The organism is Pseudomonas sp. CP-1 (genome assembly GCF_021213715.1).
In the GTDB taxonomy this organism is placed as follows: Bacteria; Pseudomonadota; Gammaproteobacteria; order Pseudomonadales; family Pseudomonadaceae; genus Pseudomonas; species Pseudomonas aeruginosa.
Window position 1 is genome coordinate 618,439 of the sequence record NZ_JAJQKY010000001.1, and the last position, 19,843, is coordinate 638,281.

Annotated in this window: 13 protein-coding genes and 1 pseudogene; 7 read left to right on the forward strand and 7 right to left on the reverse strand. The window is 68.9% G+C overall.

Annotated elements, in window-relative coordinates:
- Positions 1 to 51: 51 nt before the first annotated feature.
- On the forward strand, positions 52 to 834 hold the full coding sequence (locus LT948_RS02985; RefSeq protein ID WP_003086711.1) for an AraC family transcriptional regulator: 783 nt from the start codon (positions 52 to 54) through the stop codon (positions 832 to 834).
- 2 nt (positions 835 to 836) lie between these two features.
- Here the strand turns inward: LT948_RS02985 and LT948_RS02990 are convergent, their stop codons facing one another.
- From LT948_RS02990 to LT948_RS03010, 5 genes are all read right to left on the reverse strand, one after another.
- On the reverse strand, positions 837 to 2,348 hold the full coding sequence (locus LT948_RS02990) for an MDR family MFS transporter (protein WP_003082523.1): 1,512 nt from the start codon (positions 2,346 to 2,348) through the stop codon (positions 837 to 839).
- Positions 2,338 to 3,489 (reverse strand): HlyD family secretion protein, encoded by a 1,152-nt coding sequence (locus LT948_RS02995; RefSeq protein WP_009315512.1) that lies wholly within the window; start codon positions 3,487 to 3,489, stop codon positions 2,338 to 2,340. Before LT948_RS02995 ends, LT948_RS02990 begins: the two co-directional genes overlap by 11 nt.
- On the reverse strand, positions 3,486 to 4,934 hold the full coding sequence (locus tag LT948_RS03000; RefSeq protein WP_014603671.1) for an efflux transporter outer membrane subunit: 1,449 nt from the start codon (positions 4,932 to 4,934) through the stop codon (positions 3,486 to 3,488). The genes LT948_RS02995 and LT948_RS03000 overlap by 4 nt, the downstream gene beginning before the upstream one ends.
- Positions 4,935 to 5,316: 382 nt before the next feature.
- Complete coding sequence (locus LT948_RS03005; protein WP_003086717.1) at positions 5,317 to 6,201, reverse strand: alpha/beta hydrolase family protein; 885 nt, start codon at positions 6,199 to 6,201, stop codon at positions 5,317 to 5,319.
- A gap of 56 nt (positions 6,202 to 6,257) precedes the next feature.
- Positions 6,258 to 7,055, reverse strand: coding sequence for a crotonase/enoyl-CoA hydratase family protein (locus LT948_RS03010; protein ID WP_003086719.1), 798 nt, complete (start codon positions 7,053 to 7,055; stop codon positions 6,258 to 6,260).
- A gap of 164 nt (positions 7,056 to 7,219) precedes the next feature.
- On the opposite strand from LT948_RS03010, the gene LT948_RS03015 reads away from it, so the two are divergent.
- A complete protein-coding gene (locus LT948_RS03015) occupies positions 7,220 to 7,780 on the forward strand; it encodes a TetR/AcrR family transcriptional regulator (protein ID WP_003086720.1) in 561 nt (186 codons plus the stop codon).
- Positions 7,781 to 7,859: 79 nt separating this feature from the next.
- Positions 7,860 to 9,632: a S8/S53 family peptidase gene (locus tag LT948_RS03020; RefSeq protein WP_003086721.1), complete on the forward strand. Its 1,773-nt coding sequence runs from the start codon at positions 7,860 to 7,862 to the stop codon at positions 9,630 to 9,632.
- Between the two features lie 22 nt (positions 9,633 to 9,654).
- Here LT948_RS03020 and LT948_RS03025 read toward each other — a convergent pair.
- Positions 9,655 to 12,230 (reverse strand): annotated as a pseudogene (locus LT948_RS03025) (PAS domain-containing protein).
- Between the two features lie 235 nt (positions 12,231 to 12,465).
- Positions 12,466 to 12,780, reverse strand: a complete 315-nt coding sequence (locus tag LT948_RS03030) for a LasR-specific antiactivator QslA (protein WP_003086723.1) — start codon at positions 12,778 to 12,780, stop codon at positions 12,466 to 12,468.
- A gap of 1,041 nt (positions 12,781 to 13,821) precedes the next feature.
- Here LT948_RS03030 and aprX point away from each other — a divergent pair.
- The 4 genes from aprX (at position 13,822) to aprF (ending at position 19,678) form a co-directional block, all read left to right on the forward strand.
- Positions 13,822 to 15,066 carry a type I secretion system-dependent protein AprX gene (gene aprX / locus LT948_RS03035; protein ID WP_031636404.1) on the forward strand — a complete coding sequence of 415 codons (1,245 nt, stop codon included), beginning with the start codon at positions 13,822 to 13,824 and terminating at the stop codon, positions 15,064 to 15,066.
- Between the two features lie 86 nt (positions 15,067 to 15,152).
- Entirely contained in the window at positions 15,153 to 16,934 is a 1,782-nt protein-coding gene (gene aprD / locus LT948_RS03040; RefSeq protein ID WP_003086725.1) for an alkaline protease secretion ATP-binding protein AprD, read from the forward strand.
- A complete protein-coding gene (gene aprE / locus LT948_RS03045; protein ID WP_003082540.1) occupies positions 16,931 to 18,229 on the forward strand; it encodes an alkaline protease secretion protein AprE in 1,299 nt (432 codons plus the stop codon). The genes aprD and aprE overlap by 4 nt, the downstream gene beginning before the upstream one ends.
- Positions 18,230 to 18,232: 3 nt before the next feature.
- Entirely contained in the window at positions 18,233 to 19,678 is a 1,446-nt protein-coding gene (gene aprF, locus LT948_RS03050) for an alkaline protease secretion protein AprF (protein ID WP_073657080.1), read from the forward strand.
- The last annotated feature ends 165 nt before the right edge of the window (positions 19,679 to 19,843 follow it).

Sequence of the window (19,843 nt, forward strand, 5' to 3'; positions counted from 1 at the left end):
GGCGCGGCTGGTAAAAAGACAGCGCCACCACTGCCCGCCAAGGCCCGCCCGATGCTGATCGACCTGCCTTCCACCCGTCCGGTCTTCGCCTATGCCCAGGATTATCTCCACGGCGAGCGCGTCGAGCTGCACCGGCATTCGCGCGCGCAATTGATCCATGCGCTCAGCGGGGTGGTCACGGTCGGCACCGCCGAGGGCACCTGGGTGGTGCCGCCGGGACGCGGTGTCTGGTTGCCGGCCGGTATCGAGCATGCCCTGCGTTTCGCCGGCCAGGTGCGCATGCGCACCTTGTTCATCGCCCCGCAAGCGCGCCACGACCTACCGCAGGACTGCCGGGTGGTGGACGTGCCGCCGTTGCTGCGGCAATTGATCGTCGCGGCGATGCGGATCGCCCCGGACTACCCGCCGGGTGGCCGCGACGAGCGGGTGATGGAGCTGATCCTCGATGAACTGCGGGTGCTGCCGATCCTCGCCCTGCACGTGCCACAGCCGGTCGATCCGCGACTGGCGGCGCTGTGCCGCAGCCTGCGCGCCGAGCCGGCCGCCGACTGGAGCCTGGGCGATGCTGCGCGTCGCCTGGGCGTCAGCCCGCGGACCCTGACCCGCGCCTTCCAGCGCGAAACCGGTCTCAGCTTCGTCCAGTGGCTGCGGCGCATGCGCCTGCTCGCCAGCCTCGATGCGCTGGCGGCAGGGCATTCGATCCTCGAGGTCGCACTGGACCTCGGCTACGACAGCCAGAGCGCCTTCAGCGCCATGTTTCGCCGGACCCTGGGCGTTTCGCCGAGCCTCTATTTCGGCCGCGGCGCCGCCTACGGGGTGGCCGAGGGCGACTGAGTTCAGTCCTTCTGGCGCAGCATCAGCGAGGCCAGGGCGCAGGCCAGGAGCGCCACGCAGGAAAGGTAGAAGGCGTCGGAGTAGGCCATCAGGTAGGCCTGCTGGCGCACCCCGTGGTCGAGCAGGGCCAGCGCCTGCTGCTGCTCCGGCAGTTGTATCCGCACCTGGCCACCGCCCAGGCGCTGTTGCAGGGCGCCGTCGAAGATCGTCAGGGTCTCGCCGATCCGCTCGGAGTGGAAGCGCTCGCGCAGCGAGACCAGTTGCGTCAGCAGCGCGGTGCCGATCGCGCCGCCGAGGTTGCGCAGCATCGAGATCAGCGCCGAGGCCGAGCCGGCCTGGGCCTTGTCCAGGCCCTTCACCGCCAGTACCGAGAGCGCGACCATGATCAGCGGCTGGCCGATGCCGCGCACGACGATGGAGGGGATGATCACGTTGCGTCCCGCGTCGGCGTTCAGGTGCGCGCCCATCCAGCAGCCCAGGGCCATGATCGCGAAGCCGCCGGCCACCAGCAGCTTGGGGTTCAGCCAGCGCATCAGGCGCGGCAGCAGCGGCGCCAGGAGCAGTTGCACGAGGCCGTAGAGGATCAGGCTGTCGCCGATCTGCCGGGCGTTGAAACCCTGCAACTGGGACAGGTAGTTGGGCACCAGGAACACCAGGCCGAAGGTCGCCGCGCCGAACACCGCCATCGCCAGGCTGGACACGCCGAAGTTGTAGCTGCCCAGCAGGCGCAGGTTGATGAACGGCCGCGCGCCCCACAGTTGGCGCTGTACGAAGAGCAGCAGGGCGAGCACGGCGAGGACGGCGAAGGTGCGGATGAAGCCGGACTCGAACCAGTCGCGGCGGCCACCTTCCTCCAGCACGATCTGCAACGCGCCGAGGCCGGCGACCATCGCGCCGATGCCGAGCCAGTCGGCCTGGCGCAGGCGTTCGCGGTCGCCGTCGCGGGGGCGGATCGACCAGGCCACCGCGGCCAGCAGGGCGATCCCCGGCAACAGTTGCAGGAGAAAGATCCAGCGCCAGGAATAGGCATCCGCCAGCCAGCCGCCGATCGACGGGCCGGCGGCCTGGGCCACGCTGTTGGAAAGGCTGAACAGCGCCATGCCGAGGGGTATCCGGCTGGACGGCAGCTCGGTGAGGATCAGTTGCATCGACAGCGGGATCAGCACCGCCCCCGAAGCCCCCTGGATCACCCGGATCAGGATCAGCGTCGACAGGTTCGGCGCCAGCGCGCAGCTCAGCGAACTGAGCAGGAACACCAGCGAGCCGAGGAGCATCACCCGGCGCAAGGAGAACACTTCCACCAGCCAGGCGGTAAGCGGGATCATGCTGATTTCCGCGACCAGATAGGCGGTGGAGATCCACGAGCCCTCCTCGAAGGTGGCTCCCAGCGCGCCTTCTATCTCCGGCAGCGCCGCGCTGGTGACGTGCACGTTCATGCCGGCCATGAAGCAGCCGAACAGGCCGCCGGTGACGGCGACCCAGGCACGCAGCGATACCTTGTCGTCAGCGCTCATCGGCGGAGGCTCCGTCCGGTTCGCGAGTGTCCACGGTGGCGATCACCGACATCCCCGGCAGCAGCCGGCCCCGCTCGGCGGCGTCGGCGTCCAGGCGGATACGCACCGGGAAGCGCTGGACGATCTTGGTGAAGTTGCCGGTGGCGTTGTCCGGCGGCAGCAGCGCGAATACCGCGCCGGAGGCCGGCGCCACGCTGTCGACGCGGCCGCGCCAGCGGCGGCCGAACGTGTCCACCTCCAGCTCTACCGGTTGCCCGGGGCGGATGCGTTCGAGCTGGGTCTCCTTGTAGTTGGCCACCACGTAGGCCTGCTCCAGCGGCACCACCGCCAGCAGCGGCAGCCCCGGCGTGACGTACTGGCGCAGGCGCACCTTGCGCTGGCCGACGCGGCCGGCGAATGGGGCGCGGATTTCGGTATCGTCCAGGGCGTGGCGCGCCAGTTCGCGCGCCGCCGCGGCTTCCTGCAGCTCCGCCTGGCGCTGGGCGAGCGCCGCCTCCGCCTCGCGTCGCCGGCTCTTCAGTACGTCCCTGGCGGCGCGCTGGCGGCCTTCCTCGGCGCTTGCCCGCCGCGCCGCCGCCCGCGCTCGCTGGTGCGCCGCGTCGGCATTCTCCAGGCGCTGGCGACTGGTGGCATGCTCGTCGGCCAATTGCCGGTAGCGTCGCCAGTCGGTCTCGGCGCGGCGCCATTCGGCTCGCGCCGCTTCGCCATCGGCGCGGGCGCGGCTGATCGTCTGCACCTGCTCCAGCAGTTGCCGATCGAGGGTCTCCAGCTTCGCGCGCTGGGCTTCCAGCGCCGCCTGCGCCGCCGCTTCGCGGGCCTCGGCGGCGCGTAGGCGCTGGCGGAAGTCGCGCGGGTCCAGGCGCAGCAGCAGGTCGCCGGCCTGGACGTCGGCGTCGTCGGCCACCAGCACCTCGGCGACGTAGCCGGAGACCTGCGCGCTGACCGCCACCCAGTCGGCGCGTACATAGGCATCGTCGGTGCCCTCCAGGAAGCGTCCGCTGCTCCACCACCAGGCCAGCAGGGCGGCGAGCGCGATGGCGCCGGCGAGGCCGCCCAGCAGCCAGGTTCGGCGCCGGTGCGTGGCTGCTGGCATGGTTTCGCCAGTGGTGTGTTCGATGGGTTCCCTGATTGCCTGGTTCATTGTCCGTTTTCCTGGTGGGAGGGGCTGGGAGCGGCTTGCCAGCCGCCGCCGAGAGCCCGGAACAGTTCGACCTGGCGCTCGGCGACGCGCATCTCGGCGTCGACCAGGCGCGCCCGGTCGGCGACCAGGCTGCGTTGACTGTCGAGCAGCTCGAGGGCATCGAGGGCGCCGGCGCGATAGTTGCTGCGCGCCAACCGGTAGGCGTGGCGCTGCTCGTCGAGGGCACGCTGGAGGTCGGCACGCCGCTGGCGCTCGCCGGCATACAGCGCCAAGGCACGCTCGACCTCGCGCAGGGCGCCGAGCACCGCTCCGTCGAAGCGCGCCAGAGCGGCGTCGCGCTCTGCCGCTGCGCTGTCCAGGCGGCCTCGCGCGCTTTCCCGGTTGGGGAAGCGCCAGCTCAGCAGCGGGCCGGCCGCGTAGGCCAGCGCGCCGCTGCCGCCGAGGCCGGCGAGGGTCACTGCGGAGGTTTCGGCGCCGACGGCGAAGCTGATGCGCGGGTACAGCTCGGCTTCGGCCAGCGCGCGCCGGGCGTCGGCGGCGGCGAGCCGGCGCTCGGCCGCGCGGACGTCCGGGCGGCGCGCCAGCAGGCTCCAGCCGTCGCCGGTGGGCAGGGCACGGCGCAGTTGCGGTATGCCGGCGCAGGTCGCGGCGGGAGCGTCCAACTGGCGCGGCGAGCGCCCGCTGAGCAGCGCCAGTTCGTAGAGTGCCGCGCGCCGCCGCGCCTCGAGCATCGGCAGCGCGGCGCGGGTCCGCTCGCGCAAGGCCAGCAGCCGGCGTCGCTGCAGCTCGCTGGAAAGGCCGGCGGCGAGCTGGCGTTCGCTCAGCGCCAGGCTCGCGTCGAGCAGACCGACCGATCGGCGTTGTACCTCTGCCCGTCGCGCCAGGGCGCAGGCGCGGACGTAGGCGAGGGTGGTCTGGCTGGCCACGCTGACCCTGAGCAGGTCGCGCGCCGCTTGCGCCGCTTCGGCATCCGCCTTCGCCGCGGCGATGCGGGCGCGGACTTCGCCCCACAGGTCCAACTGGTAGGACAGGTCGAGGCGGGCGGTGTGTTTCCACTGGCTGCGTACGTCCTCGTCGGTGGCTTCGGCGAGGGTCTGGTCGTCGCCGTCGCGCCCATACTGGTAGCCATAGCCGACCTCGGTCCGTGGCCAGCGTTCGCCCTGTGCGCCGCGCAGATGGCCGAGGAGCGCGCGGGCATGGGCATCGGCTGCGGCCAGGTCGCGGTTGTGGCGCAGCGCGGCGGCCACCAGGTGGTTCAGCCCAGGGTCCTGGTAGAGCGTCCACCACTGGGCGGGCAGCGCGTCGCCGCGGGTTCCCGCCACCCTCGACAGGCCAGGGTCGAGGCTTTCCGCGCGTGGCGCGGGTTGGTTGCGGTTCGCGCAGCCCAGCGCGGTGGAGATCCCCAGCGCCAGCGCCACGCAACGCAGATGACTGGCAAGCGGCATTGCCCTGCTCCCATGTCTGAAAGAGCGGGGAACGGTAAGGCAGGCGCGGGCGGCCTGCGCCGGCAAAAGCGCCAGTCATCGTCGCGAAATGGACAGTCGGCGGATTTTTCAGCGTTGTCGCATCAGGTATGGGCCGCAGCCCAGGGCCAGCAGCCCGGCCGGGATGGCCAGCAGGGAGATGCGGGCGATCTGCCGGGAGTAGCGGTTCACCCCGGCAAAGCTGTCGGCCTTGGTGGCGGTCTCCCGGCGAAACCCCGGTCGCGGCTTTCGGCGCGGCTGCGTTCGAGAAGGAACTCCACGGCGACCACGCCCAGCCAGAATGCGACGGCGAACAGGCGAAGGGACAACGGCAACGGGTGCATGGCGCGCTCTCGCTGGTCTTTCAGGCGTTCTCCGGATGCCGTCTCAGCCAGCGCAGGGCGTCGTCCCACAGCGCCTCTGCACCGGCGCGGAAGTAGCCCATGTGTCCGAGCGGTCCACCGTCGGGTCGCAGGTCGAGGGTTTCCAGCGGTGCGTTGCGGTAGGCCTCGACGAAAGCGTCCCGCGAGCGCGGCGGTGCCCAGGGATCGTCCAGGGCGGTGGCGAACAGACAGGGCGTGCGCACTGCGGCGTAGCGCTGGTGGAGGTGGCGCATCGCCGGGTCGTCGAAATAGTAGCGGGGATGGCGGCACCAGCGCTTCCAGTCGCGGTAGACCCCCAGCGGCAGGTCGTCGCCCATGCCCAGCAGGCTCCAGGCCATGTAGCCTTTCCAGGCCACCAGCGGCGGCAGCACCAGGGTCCACAGCAGGCGCACCTTGAGCGCTTCGCGGCGCGACATCCAGCCGCTCCAGCCGGCGCCGCTGCCGAAGCTGTAGCAGGCGGCGAGCCGCCCATGGTCGGGCAGCAGGCCGATGGCGTGGCCGCCGAAGGAGTGGCCGATCCAGTACAGCGGCCGCTCCTCCCGGCCGAGCAGCTCGACGGCGGCGGCGAGGTCCCGGTAGGCCCAGTCCAGGTAGGACATGGCGAAGCCCTTCAGGCTTGCCGGCGCGGATTCGCCGATGCCGCGATAGTCCAGGGTGAGTACGTCGAAGCCCTGGCGCGCGGCGTGTTCGGCGAAACGCCGGTAGAAGCGCTGGGCGACGCCCGTCGCGCCGGCCACCAGCAGGTTGCCATGGGCGTGGCCCGGCGCGTGGTAGCGGTAGGCGGACAGCGGATAGCCGTCGGTCGCGGGCAGGGCCAGGCGTTCCATCCGCACCGGCGCTGCGGAATGTTGAGTCAACGAAGTCATGTCGGTTTCCGCAGGAGAGATGGAGCGGAGCGACCGGGGGTCGACCCGCAGGGGAGCTAGCGGCCTTTGAACGCCGGCGCGCGCTTTTGCACCATCGCCAGCACGCCCTCGCGGACGTCCTCGCTGCCGATCAACGCGGCCAGCGACTCGTTGACCCGCGACAGCGCCGCATCGTCCCCCTCGTCGCGCCCCTGGAACGCCGATTGCAGCGCGGCGCGCACCGCCAGCGGCGCGGCCCGGGCGATCCGCTCGGCGTATTCGAGGGCCCGTGCCAGTTCCTCGCCGGGTTCCACCACCTCGGTGAGCAGGCGCATGCGCAGGGCTTCGTCGGCATCGAACTCATCGCCGGTGAGGATGTAGCGCATAGCGTCGGTCCAGCCCGCCGCGCGCGGGAAGCGCACGGTGGATCCGCCCAGCGGCGGGATGCCGCGTAGCACCTCCAGATGGGCGAAGCGCGTGCCGCGCGCGGCCACCGCGATGTCGGCATTGAGCATTAGCTCTATCCCGGCGGTCCAGCAGGTGCCTTGCACCGCGACCACCAGCGGCTTGCTCCGACGCGGCTGGACCACGCCCCAGGGATCGACGCCGCCGTCCGGATAGCGGAAACCGCTGGCGGCGAGCTTCGGTGCCAGTTCCATCAGGTCGAGCCCGGCGGTGAAGTGCTCGCCATGGGCGAAGAGCACGGCACAGCGGGATTCCTCGCTGCGCTCGTATTCACCCATGGCCAGCGCCAGGTCCGCCAGCATTGCGCTGTCGAAGGCGTTGCGCTTGCCCGCGCGGTCCAGGCCGATGAGAAACAGATGACCGCGCTGCTCTCGGGTGACGCGGCCCGGGCCGCTGTTGGCTTCGCTCATGATGCCTCTCTCCTGTGCTTGGGTTGGTGGAGCGGAAACTTCTTCTAGTTACCTACCGAACATTCGGTTTGTAAAAACTAAACAAACATTCGGTAACCGTCAAATTGAGGCGCCAAGGCTTATGGCATAGAATCAACGCCTTTGATCGAGAGCAGGAACCTTCCGTGCGTCCGTTGAAAATCTCCCGCGACGAGCTTCTCCAGCGCTGCGCCGGCACCTTCCGTCGCTACGGCTACCACGGCACCACCATGGAAATGCTGTCCAGCGCCTGCGGCTTGACCAAGGCCTCGTTCTACCACCACTACCCGAACAAGGAAGCCTTGCTCCGCGACGTTCTCGAATGGACCCACCAGCGGCTCGCCGAGACGCTCTTCAGCATCGCCTACGACCCGCTGCTGACGCCCCGCGAGCGCCTGGAAAAACTCGGCCGCAAGGCCGCCCGGTTGTTCCAGGACGACAGCATCGGCTGCCTGATGGGCGTGGTCGCGGTCGACGCCAGCTATGGTCGCAGCGAGCTGATGGCGCCGATCCGCAGTTTCCTCGACGACTGGGCGCAAGCCTTCGCCCAGCTCTACCGCCCGGCCTTCGACGAGGCGCAGGCGCTGGAGCGCGGCCGGCAACTGGTGGCCGATTTCGAAGGCGCCATCCTGCTGGCGCGCATCTATGGCGAGCCGGGCTATATCGATGGCGTCACCCGGCGAGCGCTGGAGCAACTGGCGGGCTAGCCTGCGCCCGCCTTCAACCTGAACGAAGCGTTTCGCCAGGCGGTCGGAACAACAGGTCCCCGTTCCGGAAGCCGAGTCCATGCCGCTGCGCCGTGCCGTTTTCGCCATCCTTTTCGCGTCCCTGGGCAGTCCTTTGGTCGCCGCCGAAACACCCCTGCGCCTGGAGCGCCTGGAGCGCTGCGGCGATCTCCTGGCCAGCGAGCGGCAGGAGTGGTGCCTGCGCGTGCGCGGCCTGGGTGCCGGCCTGCCGCGCCTGTTGCTGGACGGCCGCGAACTGCCGGCCACCGCCCTGCGGCGCGAGGGCGACGGCCTGCGGCTCCGCCTGGACCGCCGTGGCCACGCCAGCGGTCCGCTTTGGCTGGAGCAGGGCGGGCGCAGCAGCAATCCGGTATGGCTGACCCTGAACGGCAGCCATGTGCTCGCCGCCGGTCCCGACGAGGTGGCGAAGAACATGGATGGCCTGACCACCTACGTCGACCTGGTCAGCCTGTTGATCGAGGAGAACCACGATGGTCGCCGGGAGGCCGAACGCCTGGCCGATAAATATGGCGCGCGGGTGGTCGGCGCGATCCCGCCGTTGAACCTCTACCAGTTGCGCCTGCCGGCGCGCGACCTCGTCCAGCGCGACGCGCTGGTCCTCCGCATCGGCAGCGAGACCAGCGTGGACGCCGTGGTGGTGGAGGAGTCCGCGCCGGAGAAGGGCGAGGAAACCGAGGCGGCGCGCCGGCCCGTGGACAAGCCGGACAGCGACTCCGACGAGTGGGCGGCCAATCGTTTCATGGACGCGGTGAACTATTACCAGCGTCGGGTCCGCGCCCGCCAGGCCCCGCTGGAGACCCGCCCGGTGCGCATCGGGGTGATCGAGCGCGACGTCGACTTCGACGCCCCCGACTTCGCCGACTACCTCGGCCCCTGCAAGGCGCCCGCGCCGCGTACCTGCCTCTACGCGCGCGATGCCGAACGTCCCGACAACCACGGTTCGACGGTCGCCGGCATCCTCGCCGCGCGCTGGGACCAGGGCGGCAACAGTGGCTTCCTGCGTGGGCTGGACCGCGCCAGCCAGGGTTTCGAAGTGATCGTCGAGCGCAATTCCGACGCTGGCATCACGGCCAACGTCGCCGCCTCGGTGAACCTGGTGGAGGATGGCGTGCGGGTGCTCAACTGGAGCTGGGGCATCCACCGCGTCGGCGCTCGCGACGTCGACGGCGACGAGGTGGATTCGCTGGTGCGCTCGGGGATCGCCATGAGCGGCTACGAGGAGTTGCTCGAGGAATTCTTCCTCTGGCTGCGCAAGGAGCATCCGGACGTGCTGGTGGTCAACTCCGCCGGCAACGGCTCGTCCTACTCCGGTACCGACGAATACCGCCTGCCGTCCTCCTTCGTCACCGAGCAGTTGCTGGTGGTGGGCGGCCACCAGCGCAGCGAGCGCCAAGGCCTGGCGGTGGACGACCCGGCCTACGCGGTCAAGCGCAGCACCTCGAACGTCGACATGCGGGTGGATGTCACCGCCGCCGCCTGTACCCATGCCTCGACCCTGGAGCGGGACGCGCGGGGCGAGGTGCACTGCGGCACCTCCTATGCCACGCCGATGGTCGCCGGCACGGTCGCCGCCATGCTTTCCCTCAACCCGCGGCTGCGACCCGAGGAGATCCGCATGCTGCTCCGGCGCAGCGCCATGACCATCGGCGGCGACTACGATTTCGAGCCGGCCGATGCCGAGGACCTCACCGCACCGATCCTGCCCTCGGAGCGCGGCTACCGCCTGGACCACCGCGACGTCGGCCGCTCGGCGCGGCTGGACATGCAGAAAGCCCTGGACCTGGCGGTGAAGAGCCGCGAGCGGGTGCGCTGAGGCGTTCCGCCGGCCCGGGGCCTCACGGCGAGGCTTCCAGCAGCCGGGCGAGGCGTTCGGCGAGTTCGTTGTGGCGGAACGGCTTGGTCAACACCTCGAAGCCGTTGAGTTGCTCGGGCCTGAGGTTGGCGTAGCCGGTGATGACCAGCACCGGCAATTGCGGGAAGCGCTGGCGCAGTTCCTCGGCAAGCTGCACGCCGGTCTTGTCGGCCATGAGATGGTCGGTGACCAGCAGGTCGGGCGCCAGGCCGCGCTCGACCTCGCCCAGGGCTTCCTCCGCCGACGCCGCCTCGCTGACCTGGTAGCCGAGATCGCCGAGCAGCAGCGCGGTGGTGTAGCGCACCATCCTGTCGTCGTCGACCAGCAGCACGTGGGTCGGCCGCAACGCTTCCGGTGCGTCCGGGCAGCTTTCTGCGGTGGATTGCGTCTGCTCCGCGGTGATCGGCAGCCAGATGCTCACCCGGGTCCCCTTGCCGATCTCCGAGTGGATCCCCAGGCCGCCGCCGGACTGGGCGACCAGGCCCTGGACCATCGACAGGCCGAGGCCGGTGCCCTTGCCCACGCCCTTGGTGGAAAAGAACGGCTCCATGCAGCGGGCCAGCACCTCGGCGGGCATGCCTCCGCCGTTGTCGGCGACTTCCAGGCACACGTAGCGGCCGGCGCCGAGACCGTCCACCGCGCCGTCGATCACCAGGTCGGTCCGCGCGCCTATTTCCAGGCGGCCGCCTTCGCCCATGGCGTCGCGGGCGTTCACCGCGAGGTTGAGGATGGCCAGTTCGAACTGGTGCGGATCCACCACCACCGCAGGCAGGCGTTCCGGGATCTCGATGCGGACCTCGATGGTCGGGCCGAGCGAGCGCTCGATCAGGTCGTGCATGCCTTCGACCAGCTCGCGCAGGGCCACCGCCTGCGGCTTGAGGGTTTGCCGGCGGGCGAAGGTGAGCAGGCGACCGACGAGGTTCCGCGCCCGTTCGGCGGACTGTAGCGCGCCGTCGATGAGGTCGGTGGAGCGGGCGTCGTCGAGCCGCCGGCGGATCAGTTCCAGCGAGGCCATGATCGGCGTCAGCAGGTTGTTGAAGTCATGGGCGATGCCGCCGGTCAACTGGCCGACCATCTCCATCTTGCGTGCCTCGTGAAGCTGCGCCAGGGCGCTTTCGCGCTGGGCGAGCATGGTCGCGACACGTTCTTCCAGGCTTTCGTTGAGTTCGCGCAGCTCGTTCTCGGCGCGTACCCGCGCGCTGATGTCCATGCACACGCAGAGCAGGCCGCTGGCGGCATGCTGCTCGTCCACCAGCGGCGTGATCTGGTTCTGCACCCACACCGTATCGCCGTCGGGGCGAACGTAGCGGCCGCTCATCTCGAACGCCGCGCCGGTCGCTCCGCCTGGCGCCGCAGGGAGGGCGAAGTCGGCGGGGTCGAGGATGTCCTGCATGCGCAGGCCGAGCAGGGTCTCGCGCGAACGGCCGGCGATCTCGCAGTAGCGATCGTTGACCCGGGTGAAGCGCCAGTTCCGGTCGCATACCGCGATGCCCGCGCTGGCCTGGTCGAACATCGCCGCCAGTTGCGCGGAACTGGTGCGCAGCGCCAGCTCCGCGCGGGCATGGGTGAGCGAGGTCCAGGCCAGCTTGGCGGCTTCCTCCGCCAGGCGGCGCGGATCTTCGCCGAGCGCCTGCGGATGGGCGAAGTGGATCGCCAGCAGCGCCTCCAGCCGGCCGTGGCGCAGCACCGGGACATGCAGCGTGGCGCCCAGCCCCAGGCGCGCGCGGCTCGCCGCCTCGTCGAGACTCATGCCGCGCTCCCCGGCGAGGTCTTCCCGCGCCACGCTGCGTCCGGCATGCAGTTCGCCGGACAGGGTGGCGCCGAACGCCAGGTAGCGATGCCGACCGACCGCCGAGCGGCCGTCGTGGAGATAGTCGCGATGGACCTGGAAGGTCATGCCGTCGCCGTTGTCCTCGCCGAAGAATATCCGCGACGCGCCCAGCTCCTCGCCGAGCCGGCGCAGGGCGGTGGCTTCGATCTCCAGGGGATCGGCCAGGGACGGCAGGGTCTGGCCCAGTTCCAGGAGGAACGCCTGGCGGCGTTCGAAACGCACCCGCTCGGTGGTCTCGGTGACGATGCACAGCACGCCGCCGACGGAACCGTCGGTTTCCCGCACCGCCGAATAGGACACGTCGAAATAGACCGTCTCGCCGCGTCCATGGCGTTCGATGTAGAAGGGCCGATCCTTTGCCGCGAAGGTTTCACCGGTCTCGTACACCCCGCGCAGCAGCGGTTCGAGGTCATCCCACAGCCCCGCCAGTTCTCTATCGCCGGCCGGCCGAGGGCGCGCGGATGCTTGTCGCCGATGCTCGGCGCGTAGGCATCGTTGTACAGGGCGACGAATTCCGCGCCCCAGAACAGCACGATCTGCGCCTTGGCCGGCAGCAGCGTGGCCATCGTCGTCTTCAGGCTCGCCGACCAGGCGTCCGGCGGGCCGAGGGGCGAACTGGCCGCGTCGAGGCTGAGCAACAGTTTCCCGACCGCTCCTCCGTTGGCCAGGAAGGCCGGTGGATGGTCAAGGGTGTTCGGGTCCGGTTCGATGGTGAAAGGCTGTGCCATGTCTGCGGAGTCTTGCTCGGTTCCGGTTGAGGTGGTGGGTCGTATGGAATATAGGAGGGCGGTGGGTGCGCTTGCGTTCAATCCGGCTGGGCGGGATGGCGCACCGGGGCGCTCCAGACGCTCGGCGCGTTGCCAGGCGGAGTCTGGCGATGATTTCGTACGCGGTGCCCGAGACCGCGATGGAGACTTGGCGTAGGGGCGAACGACGCCACCGGCGTCATTCGCCATGGCCGGGTCAACCGGAACGTCGAGCGGCTACCAGGCGCTGCTGCAGGCGCGTCAGGAAGGCCACTTCGAAGGCGGTCTTCTGCATCGGTGTGGGCAGGCTGTCGCGGCCGAAGGCGAAGGCGGTCCAGAGCTGGCCTTCGATCTGGTCGGCAAGCCAGTTCTCGGCCTGGCGGACGCCCTTGTCGATGGCGGGCTGGGCGGGAACCGGCCAGAGCAGGGAGAGACCGGGTTGCCGGTCGGCGGGGGGAATCTCGACCATCAGGTCCTTGTAGCGTTCGATGATTGCGTCGACGTGGGTCTTTTCCTTTTCATCCTTCGTCATGCTGGGTACTCCGTTTCTGAGAGTCACATGACCTGCCGCCTTCGCTGTCAATCGATGGAGGCAGGATCGCGCAGGGTTGACAGACCGGGAAACGGAACCGGCAGACCACGAGGGTCTCCCCACGCGATCCGCCATGAAGGCCCGCAGTTGGAAAACTGCGGTCGAGCCGATGCCTGCAAAAGCATTCGCTGCTTTCGCATGCACCGCTCGGCGCATCGCGCCGTCTCTTCGGGCTGTCAAACCCGGTCACGGATTTGGCCGTGACGGGCGCAGGATAGGGGCAGGCAAGGCGGGGAGCAAGGGCGGGAACGGGTGACGGCAGAGGCTATCGGCAGGCAAGGCGTTGGCTGAAGCGATTCATTGAAATAACCCGGCCTTGGAGCGCGCCGTTAATCATCGTTTACCAGGAGAAAACAATCCGCCTGGACTGTTCGATTCAATATTTTGTGATGCGCTTCACGTAATAAGAGTATTCCTTATGAGCCACGCAAAAGTGTCATTCGCTTCTTCGAAGAGGGCGCTGCCGAAGTTGCACGCTAGTTGGGCACGCCGCGAGGGCGGCTCGGCACTTTGGTGCATAAGGATATAACCCTTTCTTCATTTCTGATTTTCGTCAGAGTTCGTGCCGGGGCGACCGTCCGTCATTCGATATTAATTAAAAGCGTCAATAATCCGTTTAGGAATCAGGGGCTTGGAAATCCACCTGGCAGAACTGACAGGTCGGTATGCCCAACCAAAGTATTGAACTGATTTAAGTGGTGGTACAAATTCGCCTTTCCCATGTTAGTCCTACTTAACAGGCGAAGCGGTGGAGAGCGCTCTGTTGCGGGCTGCTCGGGATTAAATGGGTTTCGCCCTCGGGGGGCTCCTGTCTTCCAATAAAAACAAGTTGTCGCCAGGCCTGATGAACTTTCAGGTACCCGCGTTCCGTTTTCTCGCGGAACTCACTGACTGCGCTTAACCGCGTGACCGGTTCGGTCGGTAAACAGCGACCTGCGCCGGAAACGCGATAACCGAGACAACTCAATCGAGGAACAGAAGATGGGATTATTCAATGCAGCCGCGAACCTGTTCGGCCAGGTCTACGAGCGCGCGACGCAGGTGGCCGCCACCGCCGTCACGGCGGTGGCGGACGTGGCCAGGACATTGGTGGGCTCCACCGTCGACGCCGTGGAGCAGCAGGTGCACGAAGCGCTTACATCGGTGCATGACGCCGTTGCCAGCGTGGAGCAGGCGCTGGAGGGTACGGTCGGCGCGGTGGCCGGCACGCTCGGCGAGATCGCCGGCGACGCCCTCGACACCGTAGGCTCCGCGGTCGGCACGCTGGGCGGGCTGGCCGGCAACTCGCTGGCGATCGCCGACGACTTGTTGCACGGGCGCGTCGAGCCGGAGGATTACCTGAAGCTGGTCGGTGACCTGGGGCAGGGCGTCGGTGCCACCGTCGGCCATGCCTGGGAATTCGGCAGCGATAGCCTGAAGGCCGCCAACGATCTCTATCACGCCGCCTACCAGGGTGGCTCGCTAAGCCTCGGCAATAGCGACGGCCTGCTCGGGGTCAATGTGATCGGCTCGCTGCTCGGCGGCAATCACGACCAGGGCGTGATTCCCGATAGCCGCGGCATCCTCGGCCCGCTGCCGATCAACGTCTCCTTCACCGAGCAAGGCCTGACCTTCGGCGGCGAGACGCCGCTGACTCCGCTGGTCACCGCAGCCCTGGCGCTGAATCCGATCACCGCGCCGCTGGTGCCGGTGCTGGCGCCGCTCAACCTCGGCGGCCTGGGAGTGGTCGGCTCGGTCGACAAGGAAGGCTTCAGCGCCAAGTTCTACGGTATCGCCGGACCCAGCTACAACCTCGGCGTGGCCAATCTCGGCGGCACCCTGGAGCTGGGTAGCTACAACGAGGTCAAGCTGCTGAGCTGGAACGAGGTGACCCTCAAGGACCTGCCCATCGTCGGCGGCATCCTCGGCTACGTGCCGGTGCTCAAGGACATCGGTGTCTCGCTGCCGACGCTGGACCTGCACTTCGACAGCAAGCTGTATGCGCAAACGATTGCCGGTGTCGATGTCGCCGGGGTCGGGCCGAAGGGCCAGATCGAGCTGGTGCATGACCTCGACAATGACCTGTCGATCGTCGCCGGTATCGCCGGGGATACCGCGCACAGCGCCCTGGACGGTGCCGGCAAGGTGCTCGCGGCGCTGCTCGGCCACGGCGGCGAAGCGGCGCCGCCGACAATCCAGCTGATCGGCGCCGACCCGGCGCCGGAGCATCAGGCCCTGGCCGCCTGACGGCGAGGGAACGCCCGGCACAGGGAGGTGCCATCCGGGCTCATTCGGGATTCCAGCGGCAGTCGTGGCAGAAGTGAGCGCGCTCGATGGCAAGGCTCGGTTCCAGCGTTACCAACGAAATCAAACAGGCCCTGGCGGCCAGCCGCAGTGCGTTGCGCAGCGTGGCGGCGTTCTCCGGGGTGATCAACCTGCTGATGCTGGTGCCCTCGCTGTACATGCTGCAGGTGTACGACCGCGTGCTGTCCTCGGCCAACGAAGTCACCCTGTTGATGCTGACCCTGATGGCGCTCGGCGTGTTCGTCTTCATGGGCGCGCTGGAGGCGCTGCGCAGCTTCGTCCTGGTGCGGGTCAGCGAACGCTTCGACGGCCAGTTGCACGGGCGGGTCTACGCCGCCGCCTTCGAACGCAACCTGCGCGCCGGCGGCCAGGAGGCCAGCCAGGCGCTGCACGACCTGACCACCCTGCGCCAGTTCATCACCGGCCAGGCGCTGTTCGCCTTCTTCGACGCGCCCTGGTTCCCGGTCTACCTGCTGGTGATCTTCCTCTTCGACCCCTGGCTCGGCCTGCTCTCGCTGGTCGGCGCGCTGGCCCTGATGGCCCTCGCCTGGTTCAACGAACGCGCCACCCGTGCGCCGCTGGCCAAGGCCGGCGAGTTGTCGATCAAGTCCGGCCAACTGGCCAGCAACAACCTGCGCAACGCCGAGGTGATCGAGGCGATGGGCATGCTCGGTAGCATGCGCGGGCGCTGGGAACGGCTGCACCAGGCGTTCCTCGACCAGCAGAGCCTGGCCAGCGAGCGCGCGGCGCGGATCAACGCGCTGAGCAAGTACCTGCGCATCGCCCTGCAATCCCTGGTGCTCGGCCTCGGCGCCTGGCTGGCGGTGGAGGGACGCATCACCCCGGGGATGATGATCGCCGGCTCGATCCTGATGGGCCGTGCGCTGGGGCCCATCGACCAACTGATCGGCGTGTGGAAGCAGTGGGGCGCGGCGCGCGATGCCTATCGCCGGCTGAGCGGCCTGCTCGACGAATTCCCCGCCCGCGAGCGGCGCATGGAATTGCCCGAGCCGCGTGGCCACCTGCTGCTGGAATCGCTGGACGCGGCGCCGCCCGGCAGCGAGGCGCGCACCCTGCGTGGCCTGACCCTGGCGATCCCGGCCGGCTCGGTGGTCGGCGTGATCGGTCCGTCCGGCTCCGGCAAGTCGAGCCTGGCGCGGGTAGTGCTGGGCATCTGGCCGACCCTGCACGGCAGCGTGCGCCTGGACGGCGCCGAGATCCGCCAGTACGAGCGCGAGACCCTCGGCCCGCGCATCGGCTACCTGCCGCAGGACATCGAACTGTTCGCCGGCACGGTGGCGGAAAACATCGCCCGCTTCGGCGAGGTGCAGGCCGACAAGGTGGTGGAGGCGGCGCGCCTGGCCGGGGTCCACGAACTGGTCCTGCGCCTGCCGCAGGGCTACGACACCGTGCTCGGCGTCGGCGGCGCCGGGCTTTCCGGCGGCCAGCGCCAGCGCATCGCCCTGGCCCGGGCGCTGTACGGTGCGCCGACCCTGGTGGTGCTCGACGAACCCAACTCGAACCTCGACGACAGCGGCGAGCAGGCGCTGCTGGCGGCGATCCAGGCGCTCAAGGCGCGTGGCTGCACGGTGCTGCTGATTACCCACCGGGCCGGCGTGCTGGGTTGCGCCGACCGCCTGCTGGCGCTGAACGCCGGCCAGTTGCACCTGTACGGCGAGCGCGACCAGGTGCTCGCCGCCTTGAACAACCAGCGCGCCGCGTCGGCGTCGCAGCAGCGCGCGGACTACCGGGTGGCCGGCTACGGCGCGCCGCAGGTGGTGGCCGCGCCGCGCCAGGGAGGTGTGGAATGACCCGCACGGTGAAACGCGACGAGAACGCCTATGCGCGACTGGGCTGGCTGCTGGTCCTGTTCGGCTTCGGCGGTGCGCTGCTCTGGGCCGCCTTCGCGCCGCTCGACCAGGGCGTGGCGGTGCCGGCCACGGTGATCATCTCCGGCCAGCGCAAGTCGGTGCAGCATCCGCTGGGCGGGGTGGTCAAGCACATCCTGGTGCGCGACGGCCAGCATGTGGAGGCGGGCGAGCCGCTGATCCGCATGGAACCGACCCAGGCCCGGGCCAACGTCGATTCGCTGCTCAACCGGTACGCCAACGCGCGGCTCAACCAGGCGCGCCTACAGGCCGAATACGACGGCCGGCGGACCCTGGAGATGCCCGCGGGGCTGGCCGAGCAGGCCCCGCTGCCGACCCTCGGCGAGCGCCTGGAGTTGCAGCGGCAGTTGCTGCACAGCCGCCAGACCGCGCTGGCCAACGAACTCTCCGCATTGCGGGCGAACATCGAGGGGCTGCGCGCCCAGCTCGAAGGGTTGCGCCAGACCGAGGGCAACCAGCGCCTGCAACAACGCCTGTTGAACAGCCAGTTGAGCGGTGCGCGCGACCTCGCCGAGGAAGGCTACATGCCGCGCAACCAGTTGCTCGAACAGGAGCGCCAACTGGCCGAGGTGAACGCCCGGCTATCGGAGAGCAGCGGTCGCTTCGGGCAGATCCGCCAGAGCATCGCCGAGGCGCAGATGCGCATCGCCCAACGCGAGGAGGAGTACCGCAAGGAAGTCAACGGGCAACTGGCGGAAACCCAGGTCAATGCGCGGACGCTCTGGGAGGAGCTGTCCTCGGCGCGCTACGAACTGCGGCACGCCGAGATCCGCGCGCCGGTCAGCGGCTACGTGGCCGGCTTGAAGGTGTTCACCGATGGCGGGGTGATCGGCCCCGGCGAATTGCTGATGTACATCGTGCCCAACAGCGACAGCCTGGAAGTGGAGGGCCAGCTCGCGGTGAACCTGGTCGACCGGATCCACAGCGGGCTGCCGGTGGAGATGCTGTTCACCGCCTTCAACCAGAGCAAGACCCCGCGGGTCACCGGCGAGGTGACCATGGTCAGCGCCGACCGCCTGCTCGACGAGCAGAACAAGCAGCCCTACTACGCGCTGCGCGCCCAGGTCGACGCGGCCGCGATGGGCAAGCTGAAGGGCCTGCAGATCCGCCCGGGGATGGCGGTGCAGGTGTTCGTCCGCACCGGCGAGCGCTCGCTGCTCAACTACCTGTTCAAGCCCCTGTTCGACCGCGCCCACGTGGCGCTGGCGGAGAACTGACCGATGACCATGCGCCGCCTGATGACCTGGCTGTTCGGCGCCTTCCTGTTGCTGCTGCGCGAGGATGCCTTCGCCCTCGGCCTGCTGGACGGCTATCACCTGGCCCTGGAGAACGACCCGCAGTTCCAGGCCGCGATCCAGGAGCACGAGGCCGGCAGGCAATACCGTGCGCTCGGCCGCGCGGCGCTGCTGCCGCGCCTGGTGTACAGCTACAACCGTGGGCGCAGTTGGTCCGATGTGACCCAGGCCACCACCCGCGGCGATTTCAAGGAAGACCGCGACTACGACAGCTACGTCTCCACCCTCAGCCTGCAACAGCCGTTGTTCGACTACGAGGCCTTCAGCCGCTACCGCAAGGGCGTGGCCCAGGCGCTGCTGTCCGACGAGCGCTTCCGCAGCCAGAGCCAGGAACTGCTGGTCCGGGTCCTGGAAGCCTATACCGGCGCGCTGCTGGCCCAGGACCAGATCGAACTGGCGCGGGCGCAGAAACGCTCCTACCGCGAGCAGTTCCAGCTCAACCAGCGCCAGTTCGAGCGCGGCAACGGCACCCGCACCGACACCCTGGAGACCCAGGCCCGCTTCAACCTGGCCCAGGCCCAGGAAATCGAGGCGCGGGACAGCCAGGATGCCGCCCTGCGCGAGCTGGAGCGACTGGTCGGGGCGCCGCTGGAGATCGCCGACCTGGCGCCGCTCGGCGAACGCTTCCAGGTGCGCCCGCTGAGCCCCGCCAGCTACACCGCCTGGCGCGACCTGGCGCTGGCCGAGAATCCCGAGCTGGCCTCGCTGCGCCACGCGGTGGACGTGGCCCGCTACGAGGTCGAGCAGAACCGCGCCGACTTCCTGCCGCGCCTGGGCCTGTACGCCAGCACCGGCAAGTCCAAGTCCGGTTCGGAGAACACCTACAACCAGCGCTACGAGACCGACAGCGTCGGCATCCAGTTGAGCGTTCCGCTGTTCTCCGGCGGCGAGACCCTGGCGGCGACGCGCCAGGCCACGCATCGCATGGAGAAGAGCCATTACGACCTGGACGACAAGGTCCGCGAGACCCTCAACCAGGTGCGCAAGATGTACAACCAGAGCAGCAGCAGCGCGGCGAAGATCCGCGCCTACGAGATGACCGTGGAGTCGGCGCGGACGCTGGTGATGGCCACGCGCAAGAGCATCGCCGCCGGGGTGCGGGTCAACCTCGACCTGCTGAACGCCGAGCAGGCGCTGTACAGCGCGATGAACGAGCTGTCCAAGGCCAAGTACGACTACCTCACGGCCTGGGCACGCCTGCGTTTCTATGCGGGCGTGCTGGACGAAGTCGACCTGGAACTGGTGGCGGCGAACTTCGTCGCCGGCGAGACGCCGGCGCGCCGCCGCGACTGCGCGACGACGGATTGCCCGGCGCCGCTGCACACCCTGTCGAAGACCGATACGGAGGAAAACCGGAGCGCGCTCAATTGAGACCGCGAAGGACGTGCAGGCAATTGTTCGCCTGGCGTGAAGTCGATGTCCCGGGCGAGTCGACAGAGGTCGAACAATACGCACGGAATTGTTTTTCCAATAAGGCGCTATTTATATGAAACGGTTTTTATAATATTCCAGTGTATTCGGTAGTTTATCTTTCCT

What these genes read in the sequence shown, in the direction of transcription:
- LT948_RS02985 (WP_003086711.1), top strand. Translation starts at nt 52, where the DNA reads ATGCTGATCGACCTGCCTTCCACCCGTCCGGTCTTCGCCTATGCCCAG.
- LT948_RS02990 (WP_003082523.1), bottom strand. Translation starts at nt 2,348, where the DNA reads ATGAGCGCTGACGACAAGGTATCGCTGCGTGCCTGGGTCGCCGTCACC.
- LT948_RS02995 (WP_009315512.1), bottom strand. Translation starts at nt 3,489, where the DNA reads ATGAACCAGGCAATCAGGGAACCCATCGAACACACCACTGGCGAAACC.
- LT948_RS03000 (WP_014603671.1), bottom strand. Translation starts at nt 4,934, where the DNA reads ATGCCGCTTGCCAGTCATCTGCGTTGCGTGGCGCTGGCGCTGGGGATC.
- LT948_RS03005 (WP_003086717.1), bottom strand. Translation starts at nt 6,201, where the DNA reads ATGACTTCGTTGACTCAACATTCCGCAGCGCCGGTGCGGATGGAACGC.
- LT948_RS03010 (WP_003086719.1), bottom strand. Translation starts at nt 7,055, where the DNA reads ATGAGCGAAGCCAACAGCGGCCCGGGCCGCGTCACCCGAGAGCAGCGC.
- LT948_RS03020 (WP_003086721.1), top strand. Translation starts at nt 7,860, where the DNA reads ATGCCGCTGCGCCGTGCCGTTTTCGCCATCCTTTTCGCGTCCCTGGGC.
- LT948_RS03030 (WP_003086723.1), bottom strand. Translation starts at nt 12,780, where the DNA reads ATGACGAAGGATGAAAAGGAAAAGACCCACGTCGACGCAATCATCGAA.
- aprX (WP_031636404.1), top strand. Translation starts at nt 13,822, where the DNA reads ATGGGATTATTCAATGCAGCCGCGAACCTGTTCGGCCAGGTCTACGAG.
- aprD (WP_003086725.1), top strand. Translation starts at nt 15,153, where the DNA reads ATGGCAAGGCTCGGTTCCAGCGTTACCAACGAAATCAAACAGGCCCTG.
- aprE (WP_003082540.1), top strand. Translation starts at nt 16,931, where the DNA reads ATGACCCGCACGGTGAAACGCGACGAGAACGCCTATGCGCGACTGGGC.
- aprF (WP_073657080.1), top strand. Translation starts at nt 18,233, where the DNA reads ATGACCATGCGCCGCCTGATGACCTGGCTGTTCGGCGCCTTCCTGTTG.